Consider the following 15,215-nt stretch of genomic DNA (forward strand, 5'->3'; position numbering starts at 1 on the left):
GCTGTTCTTTGCTGGTGCTTGTGAAAACTAGCACAAAGTCTGCACAGTCAGCAAAACGAGGGGCCCTCCCGCTGTACAGCCACACCTTATCGGTATGCCAGGACAGCGAGTGGTCTGGTCCCCGCCCGCGGGGATCAAACTTTGGCGAGCGGTTTCCGGGAACGCCTCGGGAGACCGGTCGTGAGCAGCACCGCGGTGACCGCGACGGCCAGCACGATCAGGGCCGTCCACCAGTACAGGACCAGGCCGAGCACCACCACGCCGTACGCGATCAGCGCGGTCCACAGGTACATCAGCAGGACGGCGCGGCGGTGCGAGTGGCCGCGTTGCATCAGGCGGTGGTGGAGGTGCTGCTTGTCGGCCGCGAACGGCGAGCGGCCGGCCTTGGTACGGCGGATGTAGGCGAGCGTCAGGTCCAGCGCGGGGATCGCGAGGATGGCGATCGGGAGCACCAACGGAAGCAGGGCGGGCAGCAGACTCGAGCCGCCGACCTCGTACGGGACGGCGTTGGGGTCCATCTGGCCGGTCAGGCTGATCGTCGACGCCGCGAGCATCAGACCGATCAGCAGGGCGCCGGAGTCGCCCATGAAGACCCTGGCGGGGAAGAAGTTGTGCGGCAGGAAGCCGAGGCAGGCGCCGGCCAGTGCGACCGTGATCAGGGTCGAGGTGGTCGCGCGGTCGAGGTTCTCGTGGAAGTTCAGCAGGTACGAGTACGCGAAGAACGCGGTCGCGCCGATCGCGGTGACACCGGCCGCGAGCCCGTCCAGGCCGTCGACGAAGTTCACCGCGTTGCAGGAGACCAGCAGGATGCCGGCGGTCAGAACCGCGAGCTGTGCCGGTGACGGCGAGATCACGCCGCCAGGCAGCGGGAGCCAGTACAACTGGATGCCTTGGACAACGAGTACGCCGACCGCGAGGACCTCGCCGGCCAGCTTGGTGATCGCATCCAGCTCGTACAGGTCGTCGACCACGCCGACCGCGCAGATCACCACGCCGCCGACCAGGATCGCGCGGGCGTCGTGTGCGACCTGCAGGCTGTTGCCGAGGAACGGCAGGCTGGAGGCGACCGCGAACCCCGCGATCAGGCCGCCGAGGATCGACAGGCCGCCGAAGTACGGGATCGGCACCTTGTGCACGTCCCGGGCCCGGACCTTGGCGACCGCGCCGTACCGCAGCGCGATCTGCCGGGCGACGCCGGTCAGCAAGAAGGTCGTGGCCATCGCCACGAACAGGACCAGCAGGTACTCGCGCACTAGTCCGCAGGCCTCACATCAGGGTCGGTCTTGTTCTCGTCGTCCTGGTTGGACGCTGCGACCGGCTCTTCAGTTGGCTTCTCCTCGGCCGGCTTGTCTTCGGCCGGCTTCTCTTCCACCGGCTCCTCGGTCGGCTTCTCCGCTGCCGGCTCCTCGGTGGTCGGCTTCGGTTCTTCGTCCTCGGTGCTCACCTCGGGGACGACGGCGCGCAGCTGCTCGAGCGAGAGTGCGCCGACGCGGACCACGCGCGGCGTCTCGCCGGTGATGTCGACGATCGTGGACGGTTCGCCGCCGGTGACCTGGCCGCCGTCGAGGTACACCGCGACCGATTCGGCCAGCTGCTCCTCGGCGTCGTACACGTCCATCGCCGCCGGCTGACCGGACTTGTTCGCGGAGGTGACCGCCAGCGGTCCGGTCCGCGACAGCAGTTCGCGGGTGTTCTCGTGGTCGGGCACCCGGAGCGCGACCGTGCCCTGGGTCTCCCCCAGGTCCCACATCAGCGAGGCCTGCGCGTGGCAGATCAGCGTCAGCGGCCCGGGCCAGAACTCCTGCGCGAGCTTGCGTCCGTTGTCCGGTACGTCGGTCGCGAGCGCGTCCAGCGACTCGGCCACCGAGATCAGCACCGGCGGCGGAATGTCCCGGCCGCGGCCCTTTGCGTCCAGCAGCCGCTGGACGGCGTCGGCCTTGAAGGCGTCCGCGGCGATGCCGTACACGGTGTCGGTCGGCAGGACGACCAGGTCGCCGGCCTCGATGGCGTCCACTGCCGCGCGGTAGGCCGGTGCCAGTTCGTCCCCGGTGAAGTCGAAGCGCTCACTCACGGGGTGAATCGTGCCACTCACGCGGGCCCCGGCACTAACCGGGTCGTTGCTGACAAACGATTGTCAGCTTTGCCCCCGCCCGCACCGTTGGCTCTCTAGGATCCGGCCATGACTGTCTCGCGTGAGTTCCTCGCCGGATTGCCGAAGGCCGAGTTGCATGTCCACCACGTCGGGTCCGCGTCGCCGCGGATCGTCGCCGAGCTCGCCGCGCGGCACCCGGGATCGCCCGTGCCGGCCGACCCGGGTGCGCTGACGGAGTACTTCAAGTTCAGCGACTTCGCGCACTTCATCGACATCTACCTGTCCGTCGTCGAGCTGATCAAGACGCCGGAGGACGTGCGGCTGCTGACGTACGAGATCGCCCGCGAGATGGCCGAGCAGCAGAACCTGCGGTACGCCGAGCTCACGGTCACGCCGTACACGTCGGTGGTGCGCGGGATCCAGGCCGAGGCGTTCTGCGAGGCGATCGAGGACGCGCGGGTCGCGGCCGAGAAGGAGTTCGGTCTGGTGCTGCGCTGGATCTTCGACATCTCCGGTGAGGCAGGGATCCCGGCCGCGGAGGAGACCTTGCGGATCGCGACCAAGATCCGGCCGGAGGGGCTGGTCGGGTTCGGGCTGGGCGGCCCGGAGATCGGCGTACCGCGGCCGCAGTTCCAGCCGCACTTCGAGGCGGCCATCGCGGCCGGGCTGCACAGCGTGCCGCACGCGGGCGAGACGACCGGCCCGCAGACGATCTGGGACGCGGTCCGGGTGCTGAAGGCCGAGCGGATCGGCCACGGTACGTCGACGATGCAGGACCCGGAGCTGGTCGAGTACCTGCGTGAGCACCGGATCCCGCTCGAGGTCAGCCCGACGTCGAACATCGCCACCCGCGCGGTCGCGTCGTACGACGTCCACCCGCTGCGCGCGATGGTCGACGCCGGCCTGGTGGTCACGATCAACTCCGACGACCCGCCGATGTTCGGCACCGATCTGACCAACGAGTACGTCGTCGCGTCGCAGCTGCTCGACCTCGACGCGACCGGCGCCGCCGAGCTGGCGAAGACCGCCGTCCGGGTGTCGTTCGCGGACGACGCGGTGAAGGACTCCCTGCTGACCGAGATCGACGCCTACGTCGAGCAGAACAAGGAGTAGCTGCCAGACTGTGCACCGTGACGGATGACCTGCGGCTGGACCTCCTCGGCCCGCTGCGCGGCCGGTCCGGGGACCGCCGGCTCGATCTCGGGCCGACCCGTCAGCAGACCCTGCTCGCCGTACTGGCGTTGCGGTCCAACCAGGTCATCTCCGCGGACGAGCTGCTCGACCTCGTCTGGAGTGATGCACCGCCGTCGACGGGCGCGAAGATCGTTCCGCCGTACATCTACCGGCTGCGCAAGCTGCTGCCGGACGGCGTGCTGGTGCACACGCGGGACGGCTACAGCTTGCGGCTGGCTCCTGGTGCGCTGGACCTGGATCGGTTCGAGGACCTCGTCAGTGCGGCGCACGCCTGCCGGAGCAAGGACGACGCGGCGGCGAATCTGTCGGAGGCGCTGGGGTTGTTCAGCGGTGAGCCGTTGAGCGGACTGGCCGGCCACTACCTCAGCGTGCAGCGTCACCGGCTGACCGAGCGACGGTTGAAGGTGCTGGCCGAGCGGATCGAGCTGGATCTGGAGCGCGGCCGGTACGGCGATCTCGTGCCGGAGCTGGTTGCGCTGGTGGAGGAGGACCGGCTGCGGGAGCAGTTCGCCGGGCAGCTGATGCTCGCATACTGGCGCAGCGGCCGGATCTCCCAAGCACTCGAGACCTACACGCGGACGCGGCACGAGCTGATCGAGCAGCTCGGTGTGGAACCCGGTCCGGAGCTCCGCTCGATCCACGAGCGGATCCTGCAGAACGACGAGCCGGTGGCGCGCCCGGCGGTGCGTGACGAGCTGCCGTACGACGGTGCCGCGTTCGTCGGGCGGGACGGCGTACTGAAGCAGGTGGTCGACGCACTGCGCGCTGCGGGACCTGCTGTCGTGGCGATCGACGGCATGGCCGGTGTCGGGAAGACTGCGCTCGCAGTACGTGCTGCACGTCAGCTGGCTGACGTGTATCCGGACGGGCGGCTCTTCATCGACCTGCACGGGTACACGCCGGGCCATGAGCCGGTGTCGGCGTTGCAGGCCCTGGATCGGTTGCTGCGCACGCTGTCCGTCCCGGCTGACCGCATCCCGGCGGACCTCGAGGAGCGGGCTGCACTGTGGCGTTCTGAATTGGCTGGGCGACAGATCCTCGTCGTACTCGACAATGCGCCGGACAGCGCGGCAGTGCGGCCGTTGCTGGCCGGTGGGCCGCGGTGTGGCGTGCTGGTGACCAGTCGGCGGCAGTTGACCGGTCTGGACGCCACTGCGCGGCTCGCACTCGACGTACTGCGGCCTGAAGACGCACGGGATTTGCTGGCAGAGATCGTCGGCGCAGACCGTGCCGGCTCTGCGAACGCCGCTGCGGAGGTGGTGAACCAGTGCGGCTATCTGCCGTTGGCGATCCGGGTGGCTGGGGCACGCTTGCGGCACCGTCCGAGCTGGACGATCGAGCACCTGGCCAAACGACTCGACGCCGAGGACAGGCGGCTGGCTGAGCTCAGCACGGACAGCGGTGGCGTCTCCCCCGCGTTCGCCTTGTCGTACGAGCACCTGCCGCCGGACCAGCAGCGCCTGTTCCGCCTCCTCGGCGCGATGACCGGACAGGACATCGAGATGTACGCCGCTGCCGCACTGGCCGATGTCGATGAGGTGGAAGCAGAGGACCTGCTGGAGCAGCTCGTGGACGCCAATCTGCTGCTGCAGCTGCGTCCTGGGCGTTTCCAGTTCCACGACCTGCTGCGGCAGTACGCACGGATGTTGGCGCCGGAGCCGGACGCAGTACGGCGTTTGCTGGACTACTACCTGTACGCGACCGCGGAGGCGAGTGCGGCGATCTTCAGCAGTCGGCTGCACCCTCTGCCCGAGCCGGCGCCTGTGCGGCTACCTGAGTTCGCTTCGGCGGCTGATGGGTTGGAGTGGATCGACACCGAGGGTGCGAACGTGTTGGCCACGCTCAGGGCCGCGGAGTCGTCTGAGCATGTCTGGCGGACCGGTCTGGCGGTGGCGTCGTGCTTCTTCCAGCGTGGCCGGGTCTACGAGATGGATGAGGCGCTGCAGCTCGCTCTGCGCGCGGCTGCGGGCGACGCGGAGGCGGAGTCCCGCGTGCTGTTGTCGATCGGCAGCCTCGGGCGCTATCGCCTTGGTGCGGAGGCCAGTCTGAGGACGCTGCAGGAGGCTCGGGACCGACTGCCGGCGGATGCGGACCTGGCTTTGCGTGCGCGGTTGCTGGCGTCGATCGGCTACAGCCTCGCGAAGCTCACCCCGGACGACGAGGCTCTCGCCGTACTGCGGGAGGCGTTGGAGGTGGCGCGGCGGGCTGGTGATCGGAGCATCGCATCGCGCGTGCTGGCGTACCTCGGAGCGACGTACGGCGATCGCAGGGAGTTCGATGAGGCTCTGGCGGCGTACCAGGACTCGCTGGAGCTGGGGGATTCCGCAGTACAGGGCGAAGTGCTGAACGGGATCGGTGAGTGTCTGCTGGAGCTGGACCGCGTGGACGAGGCGGTCGCTGCGTTGCGAACGGCGCGGGACCTCGGTGTCGAGCGCGGGGCGGACTACAGCTTGATCTACACCTATGCGTTCTTGGGTACGGCGTACGCGCGGCAGCGGCTGTGGAGCGAGGCGATCGACGTCGGTCGTACGTCGCTGGAGCTGGCGTTGGAGAGCGACTCGAAGCAGTCGCAGCGGAACGCGTACCTGCGGCTCGCGGAAACGCTGCTGGCCAAGGGGGATCTGGCTCAGGCGCATCCGCATTTCGCGCGGGCGCTGGAGCTCGCGCTCGAGGAGGGGCACGAGGCGACGGTCGAGCGGGCCGCTGTCGGGCTGGACCGAACCAGTCCGGCGGCTTGAGTGTGGTTGGCTGGTGCGGTGAGGAGAGTCTGTGGGGTGCTGGCCGTCGGCCTGTTGTGCCTGGCCGCCTGCAGCGACACTCCTAGCCCGTCCTCGGCGCCGTCGCCGACACCGGTGCGAAGTACCACTCCGACTCCGACTCCGCCTCCCCCGCCTGCCGATGGTGAGTTGCCGCGCGGCGGGCGGGTGATCTTCCCGAAGTACCAACTGGTCGGTTACGTCGGTCTGCCGGGATCGCCGGCGCTCGGGCCGTTGGACAAGGACCTCGACGCGAAGGCGGCCAAGCTCGAGAAGCTGGCGCAGGCGTACGCGGGCGGCCGGACGCCGCAGCCGGTGATGGAGCTGATCACCGTCGTCGCGCGGGGGTCCCGCGGCAAGGACGGCCTGTATCGGGGCCGGCTGGACGACTCGGCGATCGAGCAGTACCTGTCGGTCGCGCGGAAGCACAAGATGCTGCTGCTGCTCGACATCCAGCCGGGGCGAGCGAAGATCCTGCCGGAGGTGAAGCGGCTCGAGCGGTGGCTGAAGGAGCCCGACGTCGGACTGGCGTTCGACCCGGAATGGGCGGTCGGGCCGGGACAGGTGCCGGGGCGGGTCTTCGGCCATACGACGGGCGCCGAGCTCGACAGCATCGCGGCGTACCTCTCGGGGCTGGTGACGGCGAACGACCTGCCGGAGAAGGTGTTCGTGTTCCACCAACTGTCGGCGCGGATCGTCAGCAACGAGAAGGCGCTGAAGTCGCATCCGGGCGTGGTGGCGATCAAGTCGGTCGACGGGATCGGCGCTCGCGAGGACAAGCTCAAGACCTGGGCGAAGCTGACCACGAGCCTGCCGCCGGCGGTGCATGCCGGGTTCAAACTGTTCTACACCGAGGACACGCGGCACGGTCCGTTGATGACGCCGCCGCAGGTGCTCGCGCTCAAGCCGCGGCCCGAGCTGGTGATCTACGAGTGATCTCGGTCGCCTTCGCGAACGTGGCCGGCGGTCGGTTCGTAGACTCTTCCGGCCGCTACGTGGACGAGGACCGGACGGCGGACTTCGGGCAGGCGCTGGCGGGATTGCGGCCGGACGTGCTGATCGTGACAGAGCTCGACCCGTCCGGCGATCAGCTGGAGCGGCTGACAGCGGCCGCGATGCCCGATGCGCAGCTGGTACGGCATGCGTTCTCGGACTCGCATATCCCGGAGGTGCCGCGGTTGGGGGTCGGGATCGCGTCGACGTACCCGCTGGTCGAGCTCGAGCGGATCGATCTGCCGAATCCGTCGATCGACTTCCTGCATTGGCGAACCGGCGAGCCGCTTGTTGCCCACGGCAAGGGCTTCTTGGTGGTGCGGGGTGACTTCGGGGCACTCGGCGAGATCGACATCGTGGGCGGGCAGGTGTGTCCGATCCATATGTTCCGCAGTGCCGAGGGGGTCGAGTACACGTACCGCGAGGGGCCGGGACGGGAGGCGGGCGAGCAGTTGGCGGCGTACTTGCGGGAGGAGTTCGCGGCGCGCGGCGTGGAGCGCGCGATCGTCGCGGGCGATCTCAACATGCCGAACCCTGGGGACTTCTTCGGCGAGTCCCTGGGCCTGGTGGACGGCTTCGGCACCCCACCACCTGTCACCACCCCTGACAGCCGCTCCATCGACCGACTCTTCAGCACCCGCGACCTGGTCGTCCGTGACGTCGAGGTACGCCGGCTCCCCGGCGCGGACCATTATCCGGTCGTCTGCCGGGTCGACCGCCGTGTGCAGCCCCTCCCGGGCGCGGGCCGGGTGCGCGCGCAGGATCTCACCAGACCGCCGGCCCGCCCGCCCGGCCGGAACCGGGCCTTCGGCCGCGGCTGACCCGTCCGGAGGTCACAAAACGCAAACGGACGTTTGCGCCGGGTGGCCGCAGGAAACATCTCTTCCGGGCACAGAAAACCGCCCCCGAGGTGCTCGCAGGAAGATGATTTGCCATGACCAGTTGGTATTCGGCTCTGGACCGGCTCCGCGCCCACTGGGCCGTGCGTGGAGGACGCGCGGATCTCGTTGCCGCAGGCATCTTGTTGGTGCTGGCCGTGGCGGCGTTCGCCGCGACGTCAGCGCTGCAGTAGGACGTCAGATCCGTCGGCCGGTCGCGAACCTGTTGCGGCCGGCCAGGTCCAAGTTGTCGCGGACCTCGGTGAAGGACGCAGTGGCGGTGAAGACGGCCGGAGCTGATTCGCCCTGGACGTCGGCGTGTTCGCAGGCGAACCATCCGCCGGGTTTGAGCAGGCGGGCCGCAGTGGCGGCGACCACCTTGATCTCGTCGAGGCCGTCGTCGCCGGACCACAAGGCGAGCGCCGGGTCGTGGTCGCGGACCTCGGCGGTCACGGATTCCCAGGCAGTCAACGGGATGTACGGCGGGTTGGAGATCACGGCATCCACCTGTCCGTCGAACTCCGGCAGGCATCCGTCGATATCACCCTCGTGCAGGATCGCACCGGTGCCGTCCAGGTTCCGGCGGGCCCAGACGCACGCCTCCGGTGACAGCTCGACGGCGTGCACGATGCTGTCCGGCCGCTCGGTTGCCACCGCACCGGCGATCGCACCCGACCCCGAGCACAGATCAACCACCAGCGGGTTCTTCACCCCGGCGATCCGCTCGAGAATCCACCCGACCATCACCTCGGTCTCCGGCCGCGGCACAAACACCCCCGGCCCCACCACAAGCTCCCGATACCGAAACGCCGTCGTCCCCGTCAAATGCTGCAACGGCTCCCGGCCCGCCCGCCGCTCAACCAGCTCCCGATAAACCCGCAGCTGCTCCTCGGTCGGCTCGACCAAATGCATCCGACTGGCCCCGGTAACAAACGCCATCAACTCAGCCGCGTCATACTCAGGCGACCCAACCCCCGCCGCCCCCAACCGCCCAGCCGCCAACGCAACCACCGCCCGCACTCCCGAACCCCCGCCCGGAGCGGGGCTTTCTTCTACTCCCCCGCCCCCGGCCGGAGCGGCGCTCTCGTCTACTCCCCCGCCCCCGCCCGGAGCGGCGCTCTCATCTACTCCCCCGCCCCCGAGCGGAGCGAGGGGGCGGGGTTCTTTTTCGTTCACTGGGCCTCGACGGCCTCTAGGCGGGCGGTTAGGTCGGCTTCGGTGAGGGCGGTGATGACCGGCTCCAGCTCGCCGCCGAGGACCTGGTCGAGGTTGTGGGCCTTGTAGCCCACGCGGTGGTCGGAGAAGCGGTTCTCGGGGAAGTTGTACGTGCGGACGCGCTCCGAGCGGTCGACCGTGCGGATCTGCGAGCGGCGGGCGTCGGAGGCCTCCTGGTCAGCAGCCTCCTGCGCAGCGGCCAGCAACCGGGCACGCAGTACGCGCATCGCCTGCTCGCGGTTCTGCAGCTGGGACTTCTCGTTCTGCATCGACACCACGATGCCGGTCGGCAGGTGCGTGATGCGTACGGCGGAGTCCGTCGTGTTCACGCTCTGCCCGCCCGGGCCCGACGACCGGAACACGTCGATGCGCAGGTCGTTCGGGTCGATCTCGACGTCGACGTCCTCGGCCTCCGGCAGCACCAGTACGCCGGCCGCGGACGTGTGGATCCGGCCCTGCGACTCGGTCACCGGCACCCGCTGCACCCGGTGCACGCCGCCCTCGAACTTCAGCTTCGCGTACGGCGCATCGCCCGGCTCCGGCGTGCCTTTCGCCTTCACCGCGACCGTGATCGACTTGTACCCGCCCAGGTCGGACTCGGCCGAGTCGAGCACCTCGGTCTTCCAGTTCTGCGACTCGGCGTACTTCAGGTACATCTTCAGCAGGTCGCCGGCGAACAGCGCGGACTCGTCGCCGCCCTCGCCCGCCTTGATCTCGAGGATCGCGTCCTTGTCGTCGTTGGGGTCCCGCGGCACCAGCAGCGTCTGCAGCCGCTCCGCCAGCTCCTCGCGGCGAGCGGTCAGCCGGGTCGCCTCCTCGGCGAACGTCGGATCCTCGGAGGCGAGCTCCCGCGCGGCCTCGATGTCGTCGCCGGTCTGCTGCCACTCGTCGTACGTACGAACCACCGGCGCCAGCGCGGCGTACCGCTTGCCGACCCGACGGGCGTTGGCCTGGTCGGAGTGCAGCTCCGGCTCAGCCATCTGCCGCTCCAGCTCGGCGTACTCCGCCTTCAGCGTCTGAACCGCCTCGAACATCCCGCACTCCTCCTCTCGAACCAACCCTGACAACACAAACCGCGCGCCGGTCCCACCCAGAACGGGCGGAACCGGCGCGCGGCAGGAAAGCTACTTCTTGGCGTAGCGCTTCTCGAAGCGGGCGACCCGGCCGCCGGTGTCGAGGATCTTCTGCTTGCCGGTGTAGAACGGGTGGCACTGCGAGCAGACGTCGGCGTGGATCACGCCGTTCTCCGCGGTGGAGCGGGTCTGGAACGTGGCGCCACAGGTGCACGTCACCGTGGTCTCGACGTACGTCGGGTGGATGTCAGCCTTCACAACAAGTCTCCTAGGAAGTAACGAGCGCCCCGGGTCGCCCGCACGGTGCGAACGTGAACCGGAACCGACCAACCAGTTTGCCATCCGGGGACGGCAAACTGGTAATCGACGGTCGAGCAGCAGCTGATCGGTAGTCGGTCAGTCGCCGTTGGTGGTGCTGTGGCCGGCGCTGGTCGACGGGGTGGTCTTGTTGACCTGGAGCAGGAACTCGATGTTCGACTTGCTCTCCTTGAGCTTGCCGATCAGCAGTTCCAGCGCCGCCTGGCCGTCGAGTGCCGACAGCACCCGGCGCAGCTTCCAGACGACCTGGGTCTCGTCCTTCGACATCAGCAGCTCCTCGCGGCGGGTGCCGGAGGCGACGACGTCGATGGCCGGGAAGATCCGCCGGTCGGCGAACTCGCGACGCAGCCGGAGCTCCATGTTGCCGGTGCCCTTGAACTCCTCGAAGATCACCTCGTCCATCTTCGAGCCGGTCTCGATCAGCGCGGTCGCGAGGATGGTCAGCGAGCCGCCGTCCTCGATGTTGCGGGCCGCACCGAAGAACCGCTTCGGCGGGTACAGCGCGGACGAGTCCACACCGCCGGACAGGATCCGGCCGCTGGCGGGCGCCGCGATGTTGTACGCACGGCCCAGCCGGGTGATCGAGTCGAGCAGTACGACGACGTCGTGGCCGAGCTCGACCAGTCGCTTGGCCCGCTCGATCGCCAGTTCCGCGACCGTGGTGTGGTCGTCGGCCGGCCGGTCGAACGTCGAGGCGATGACCTCGCCCTTGACCGTGCGCTGCATGTCGGTGACCTCTTCGGGCCGCTCGTCCACCAGCACGACCATCAGGTGCACTTCGGGGTTGTTCGTCGTGATCGCGTTCGCCAGCGCCTGCAGCACCATCGTCTTACCGGCCTTCGGCGGCGAGACGATCAGGCCGCGCTGGCCCTTGCCGATCGGGCTGACGATGTCGACGATCCGGGTGGTGAGGATCCCGGGCTCGGTCTCCAGCCGCAGCCGCTCGGTCGCGTACAGCGGGGTGAGCTTGTTGAAGTCCTGCCGCTGCTTGGCGATCTCCGGGTCGGCGCCGTTGACGGTGTCGATCCGGACCAGCGGGTTGAACTTCTCCTTGCGCTCGCCCTCCTGCGGCTGCTTCACCGCACCGGTGATCGCGTCACCCTTGCGCAGGCCGTAACGCTTCACCATCGAGAGCGCGACGTACACGTCGTTCGGGCCGGGCAGGTAGCCGCTGGTCCGGACGAACGCGTAGTTGTCGAGTACGTCGAGGATGCCCGCGGCCGGCACGAGGACGTCGTCCTCGCTGATCGTCGGCTCGGCGTCGAAGCGCTCGCCGCGACCACGGTTGCGGTTGCCGTCGCGGCCGCTGTCGCGCCCGCCGTCCCGGCCGCCGTCGCGGCTGGTGGGCTGGCCGTCGCGGTTGCGGTCCCGGTCGCGGCCCCGGCGGCGGCGACGACGCCCGTCGCCTTCCTCGCCACGGTCGTTCTGGTCCTGGCGGTTCCGCTGGTCGCCCTGGCCGTCCCGCTGACTGTCGCGCTGGCCGTCGCGGTTCGTGTCCCGGTTCCGGTCGCGGTTCTGACTGCCGTCGCGGCCGCCGTCCCGGTTGCCCTGGCCGTCCCGCTGGCTGTCGCGCTGACCGTCCCGGTTGGTGTCCCGGTTCTGGTTGTCGCGGTTGCGGTCCCGGTTCTGGCCGCCGTCGCGGTTGTCCCGGCCGTCCCGGGCGCGGTTGCGGCTCTGGTTGTCGCCGCGGTCGTCGGTGTCACCACGGTCGCCACGGGTCTCGACCCGCTCGGCGGCGCCGTTCTGGGCGGCGGTCCCGGCGTGCGCGGCCGGCGCCTCGGCGGGGGCCGAGGAGGTCACGGTCGCGGCGGCCGGAGCGGTCACCTCGGGAGCGGCGCCGTTCTGCGCCGGCTCGTCCTGCGGGGTCTCTTTCTGGGCCGCGGCGCGGGTCCGGCGACTGCCGCCCTCGCGCTTGGCCGGCGCCTCAGCGGTCTTCGCCGCGGGCGCGGACGACTCGGCGCCCTCGTCGAGCGTCGGCTGTGTCGCCTTCGCCCGGGAGCTACCGGTCGAGCCGCCCCGGGCGGTGGAACCGCCGGCCTGAGCGGCCTTGATCGCCTCGATCAGCTGGCCCTTGCGCAGCGCGCCGGTGCCCTTGATGCCGAGCGTCCCGGCGAGCTGCTTGAGCTCGGGGAGCAGCATGCCCTCGAGGCCGCCGCCAGCTTTGCGGCGACGCGGCGCGGTGGTGGCCGCGGCGTCTCCTGCGCTGGAGGCTTCAACAGTTTCTGTCACGTGAGGTCCTTCCCACACGGATCGTCGAAGGCCTGCACGGCTCATCGACCAATTTCATTCCACCCACGACCGCACAACGGGCACGCGGGGTACAAGAGGCTCTCGCTTCGATCTGAGTCCCCCCGGACTTCTCCGACGCAGGCGGCGCAAGGTCACATCCACAGGAGGGTCGCCACACAACACAGGGTGCCGGGAGCACAGCCCGGATCGTGACGAGAGTTCACCGATCACCTGGAGGGGATCGGGTGAGTCGAGACTAGCACCACTACGGGTCGTCCGGTTGACTCGGTCAGTACAACGCGTGTCAGCGCCCCAGGATTCCCCCGCGTCAGCCGGCTTCCATCGACCAGACCTGTACGCCGACTGGATCAATGCCCAGCTCGTACTTCGTCCAGCCGTCCGGCGGCTCCGGCGTACCGCCGAAAAGATTGCCCTGACCTGCGCCTTTACCGTCGTGACCGCCCAGTACGGCGACGGTCGGGCCGGCCCCGCTGACGATCGCGGCCAACCCGCTGCCGCGCAGTTTGTGCACCAGCGCGAGGCTCTCCGGCATGGCCGGTTCGCGGTACTCCTGGTGCAGCCGGTCCTCGGTCGCGGTCAGCAGCAGCTCCGGCCGGCCGGTCATCGCGGCGACGAGCAGCGCGGCCTTGCCGGCGTTCGCCGCCGCGTCGGTGTGGGAAACAACGCCCGGGAGGAGTCCGCGCGCCTCTTTGGTCAGCACGCGGTTGTCGGGTACATAGGCAACCGCAGCCAATCCGTCCGCCGGTTCCAAACGAACTGCGCGGCCGGTTTCCCCTTGCGTCCAAGCGATCGTGAACCCACCGAGGGCCGCTGCCGCGACGTTGTCCGGGTGCCCTTCGAGCTCGTTCGCGAGTACGACGAGACGCTCGCGATCGACCGGTTCCCCGGCCAGCGCGTACGCCGCCGCGAGCCCGCCGACGATCGCCGCGGACGACGAACCGAGCCCTCGGCCGTGCGGGATCCGGTTCTCGCAGCGCAAGGTGAATCCGGGCACCGAGGCACCGAGCGCCTCGAGCCCGGCCCGGATCGACTGCACCACGAGATGCGTCTCGTCCAGCGGTACTTCGCCTTCGCCGCATCCGCTCACCTGAACGGTCACACCCGATCCGCACGGGGTCACCACCAGGTCGTCGTACAACGTCAACGCGAGCCCGAACGCGTCGAAACCCGGCCCGAGATTCGCACTCGTCGCCGGCACCCGAACCCGCACCTGGTGACACGGCCGCCGCTGCGCGGCGGTGGCCGGCTCACTCACAGACCGCGAGGCGGCGGAACCTGCCGCCGGGTCCGTGGCGGCCCGCTCGCCGGCCGCCACGGCAGTCCCGCCCGATGCGCCCGATGCGCCGGATGCGCCGTCCATGATGCTGTCCACTGCCCGGCCTCAGGCGAGGCCGGCGACGCGGGCTACTGCGTCGGTGTCGGCGGGGGTGATCGGCGACTCATCCACGGTTGCGTGGTCGAGGGCCGTGTCGATGTCCTTCAGACCGTGGCCGGTGACCGTGATCACGACGGTCGAGCCGCCCGGGAGCCAGCCCTGCGCCTTCGCGTGCAGCAGACCGGCGACCCCGGCCGCCGAGGCGGGCTCCACGAACACACCCTCGCGAGCGGCGAGCTCACGCTGTGCGGTCAGGATCTTCTCGTCGGTGATCATCTCGATCCGGCCGCCCGACTCGTCCCGCGCGGCCTCGGCCAGCGTCCAGGACGCCGGGTTCCCGACCCGGATCGCGGTCGCCGCGGTCTCCGGCTTCTCGACGATCGCGCCGCGCACGATCGGCGCCGCGCCCTCGGCCTGGAAACCCCACATCTGCGGGGTCCGGGTCGCGAGCTTGTCCTTCGCGTACTCCTGGTACCCCTTCCAGTAGGCCGCGATGTTGCCCGCGTTGCCGACCGGAAGCAGGTGCAGATCGGGCGCGTCGCCGAGCGCGTCGCACACCTCGAACGCCGCGGTCTTCTGCCCCTCGAGGCGGACCGGGTTGACCGAGTTCACCAGCGCGACCGGGTAGTGCTTGCCCAGTTCGCGGACGATCCGCAGACAGTCGTCGAAGCCGCCGTCGATCTGCACGAGCTTGGCGCCGTGCACGACCGCCTGCGCGAGCTTGCCCTTCGCGATCCGGCCGGCCGGGATCAGCACCAGCGGCACCATCCCGGCGCGCACGGCGTACGCCGCGGCCGAGGCCGACGTGTTGCCGGTCGAGGCGCAGACGACCGCCTTGTCGCCGGCCTGCGCGGCCAGCGAGATCGCCACCGTCATGCCGCGGTCCTTGAACGAGCCGGTCGGGTTGTTGCCCTCGACCTTCAGCCAGACCTCGCAACCGGTCTGCTCGCTCAGCCACTGCGCGGCCACCAGCGGCGTACCGCCCTCGCCGAGCGTGACGACCGGCGTGTCCGCCGACACGGGGAGCCGGTCACGGTATTCCTCGATCACGCCCTGCCACTGGTGAGCCAT

General features: G+C 69.6%; 13 protein-coding genes. 5 read left to right on the forward strand and 8 right to left on the reverse strand.

Annotated elements, in window-relative coordinates:
- Positions 1-134: 134 nt before the first annotated feature.
- Together ABT313_RS30925 and ABT313_RS30930 are read right to left on the reverse strand one after the other, a co-directional pair.
- Entirely contained in the window at positions 135-1,253 is a 1,119-nt protein-coding gene (locus ABT313_RS30925) for a glycosyltransferase family 4 protein (RefSeq protein WP_350861087.1), read from the reverse strand.
- Positions 1,253-2,071, reverse strand: a complete 819-nt coding sequence (locus tag ABT313_RS30930; RefSeq protein WP_350861089.1) for an L-threonylcarbamoyladenylate synthase — start codon at positions 2,069-2,071, stop codon at positions 1,253-1,255. Before ABT313_RS30930 ends, ABT313_RS30925 begins: the two co-directional genes overlap by 1 nt.
- Positions 2,072-2,179: 108 nt before the next feature.
- On the opposite strand from ABT313_RS30930, the gene ABT313_RS30935 reads away from it, so the two are divergent.
- From ABT313_RS30935 to ABT313_RS30955, 5 genes are all read left to right on the forward strand, one after another.
- Positions 2,180-3,205, forward strand: coding sequence for an adenosine deaminase (locus ABT313_RS30935; RefSeq protein WP_350861091.1), 1,026 nt, complete (start codon positions 2,180-2,182; stop codon positions 3,203-3,205).
- A 17-nt stretch (positions 3,206-3,222) separates the two neighbouring features.
- Positions 3,223-6,024 (forward strand): AfsR/SARP family transcriptional regulator, encoded by a 2,802-nt coding sequence (locus ABT313_RS30940; RefSeq protein WP_350861093.1) that lies wholly within the window; start codon positions 3,223-3,225, stop codon positions 6,022-6,024.
- Positions 6,025-6,042: 18 nt separating this feature from the next.
- Positions 6,043-6,978 (forward strand): hypothetical protein, encoded by a 936-nt coding sequence (locus tag ABT313_RS30945; protein ID WP_350861095.1) that lies wholly within the window; start codon positions 6,043-6,045, stop codon positions 6,976-6,978.
- A gap of 20 nt (positions 6,979-6,998) precedes the next feature.
- The gene (locus ABT313_RS30950; RefSeq protein WP_350861347.1) at positions 6,999-7,856 is read left to right on the forward strand and encodes an endonuclease/exonuclease/phosphatase family protein; all 858 of its coding nucleotides are present in this window, start codon (positions 6,999-7,001) and stop codon (positions 7,854-7,856) included.
- Positions 7,857-7,969: 113 nt separating this feature from the next.
- On the forward strand, positions 7,970-8,107 hold the full coding sequence (locus ABT313_RS30955) for a hypothetical protein (protein ID WP_350861097.1): 138 nt from the start codon (positions 7,970-7,972) through the stop codon (positions 8,105-8,107).
- A gap of 4 nt (positions 8,108-8,111) precedes the next feature.
- Here ABT313_RS30955 and prmC read toward each other — a convergent pair whose 3' ends face one another.
- From prmC to thrC, 6 genes are all read right to left on the reverse strand, one after another.
- Positions 8,112-8,933: a peptide chain release factor N(5)-glutamine methyltransferase gene (prmC, locus tag ABT313_RS30960; protein WP_350861099.1), complete on the reverse strand. Its 822-nt coding sequence runs from the start codon at positions 8,931-8,933 to the stop codon at positions 8,112-8,114.
- A gap of 152 nt (positions 8,934-9,085) precedes the next feature.
- On the reverse strand, positions 9,086-10,162 hold the full coding sequence (prfA, locus tag ABT313_RS30965; RefSeq protein WP_350861101.1) for a peptide chain release factor 1: 1,077 nt from the start codon (positions 10,160-10,162) through the stop codon (positions 9,086-9,088).
- A 90-nt stretch (positions 10,163-10,252) separates the two neighbouring features.
- Positions 10,253-10,459, reverse strand: a complete 207-nt coding sequence (gene rpmE / locus ABT313_RS30970) for a 50S ribosomal protein L31 (RefSeq protein ID WP_137259516.1) — start codon at positions 10,457-10,459, stop codon at positions 10,253-10,255.
- A 138-nt stretch (positions 10,460-10,597) separates the two neighbouring features.
- A complete protein-coding gene (rho, locus tag ABT313_RS30975) occupies positions 10,598-12,748 on the reverse strand; it encodes a transcription termination factor Rho (protein ID WP_350861104.1) in 2,151 nt (716 codons plus the stop codon).
- A gap of 328 nt (positions 12,749-13,076) precedes the next feature.
- Positions 13,077-14,129, reverse strand: a complete 1,053-nt coding sequence (gene thrB / locus ABT313_RS30980) for a homoserine kinase (RefSeq protein WP_350861106.1) — start codon at positions 14,127-14,129, stop codon at positions 13,077-13,079.
- Between the two features lie 21 nt (positions 14,130-14,150).
- Entirely contained in the window at positions 14,151-15,215 is a 1,065-nt protein-coding gene (thrC, locus tag ABT313_RS30985) for a threonine synthase (protein WP_350861108.1), read from the reverse strand.

The sequence above is a fragment of the Kribbella sp. NPDC000426 genome (genome assembly GCF_040300265.1).
GTDB lineage: Bacteria > Actinomycetota > Actinomycetes > Propionibacteriales > Kribbellaceae > Kribbella.

Excerpts from the sequence above, each read along its gene's own strand:
- ABT313_RS30935 (WP_350861091.1), top strand. The coding sequence starts at position 2,180 with ATGACTGTCTCGCGTGAGTTCCTCGCCGGATTGCCGAAGGCCGAGTTG.
- ABT313_RS30955 (WP_350861097.1), top strand. The coding sequence starts at position 7,970 with ATGACCAGTTGGTATTCGGCTCTGGACCGGCTCCGCGCCCACTGGGCC.
- prfA (WP_350861101.1), bottom strand. The coding sequence starts at position 10,162 with ATGTTCGAGGCGGTTCAGACGCTGAAGGCGGAGTACGCCGAGCTGGAG.
- thrB (WP_350861106.1), bottom strand. The coding sequence starts at position 14,129 with ATGGACGGCGCATCCGGCGCATCGGGCGCATCGGGCGGGACTGCCGTG.
- thrC (WP_350861108.1), bottom strand. The coding sequence starts at position 15,215 with ATGGCTCACCAGTGGCAGGGCGTGATCGAGGAATACCGTGACCGGCTC.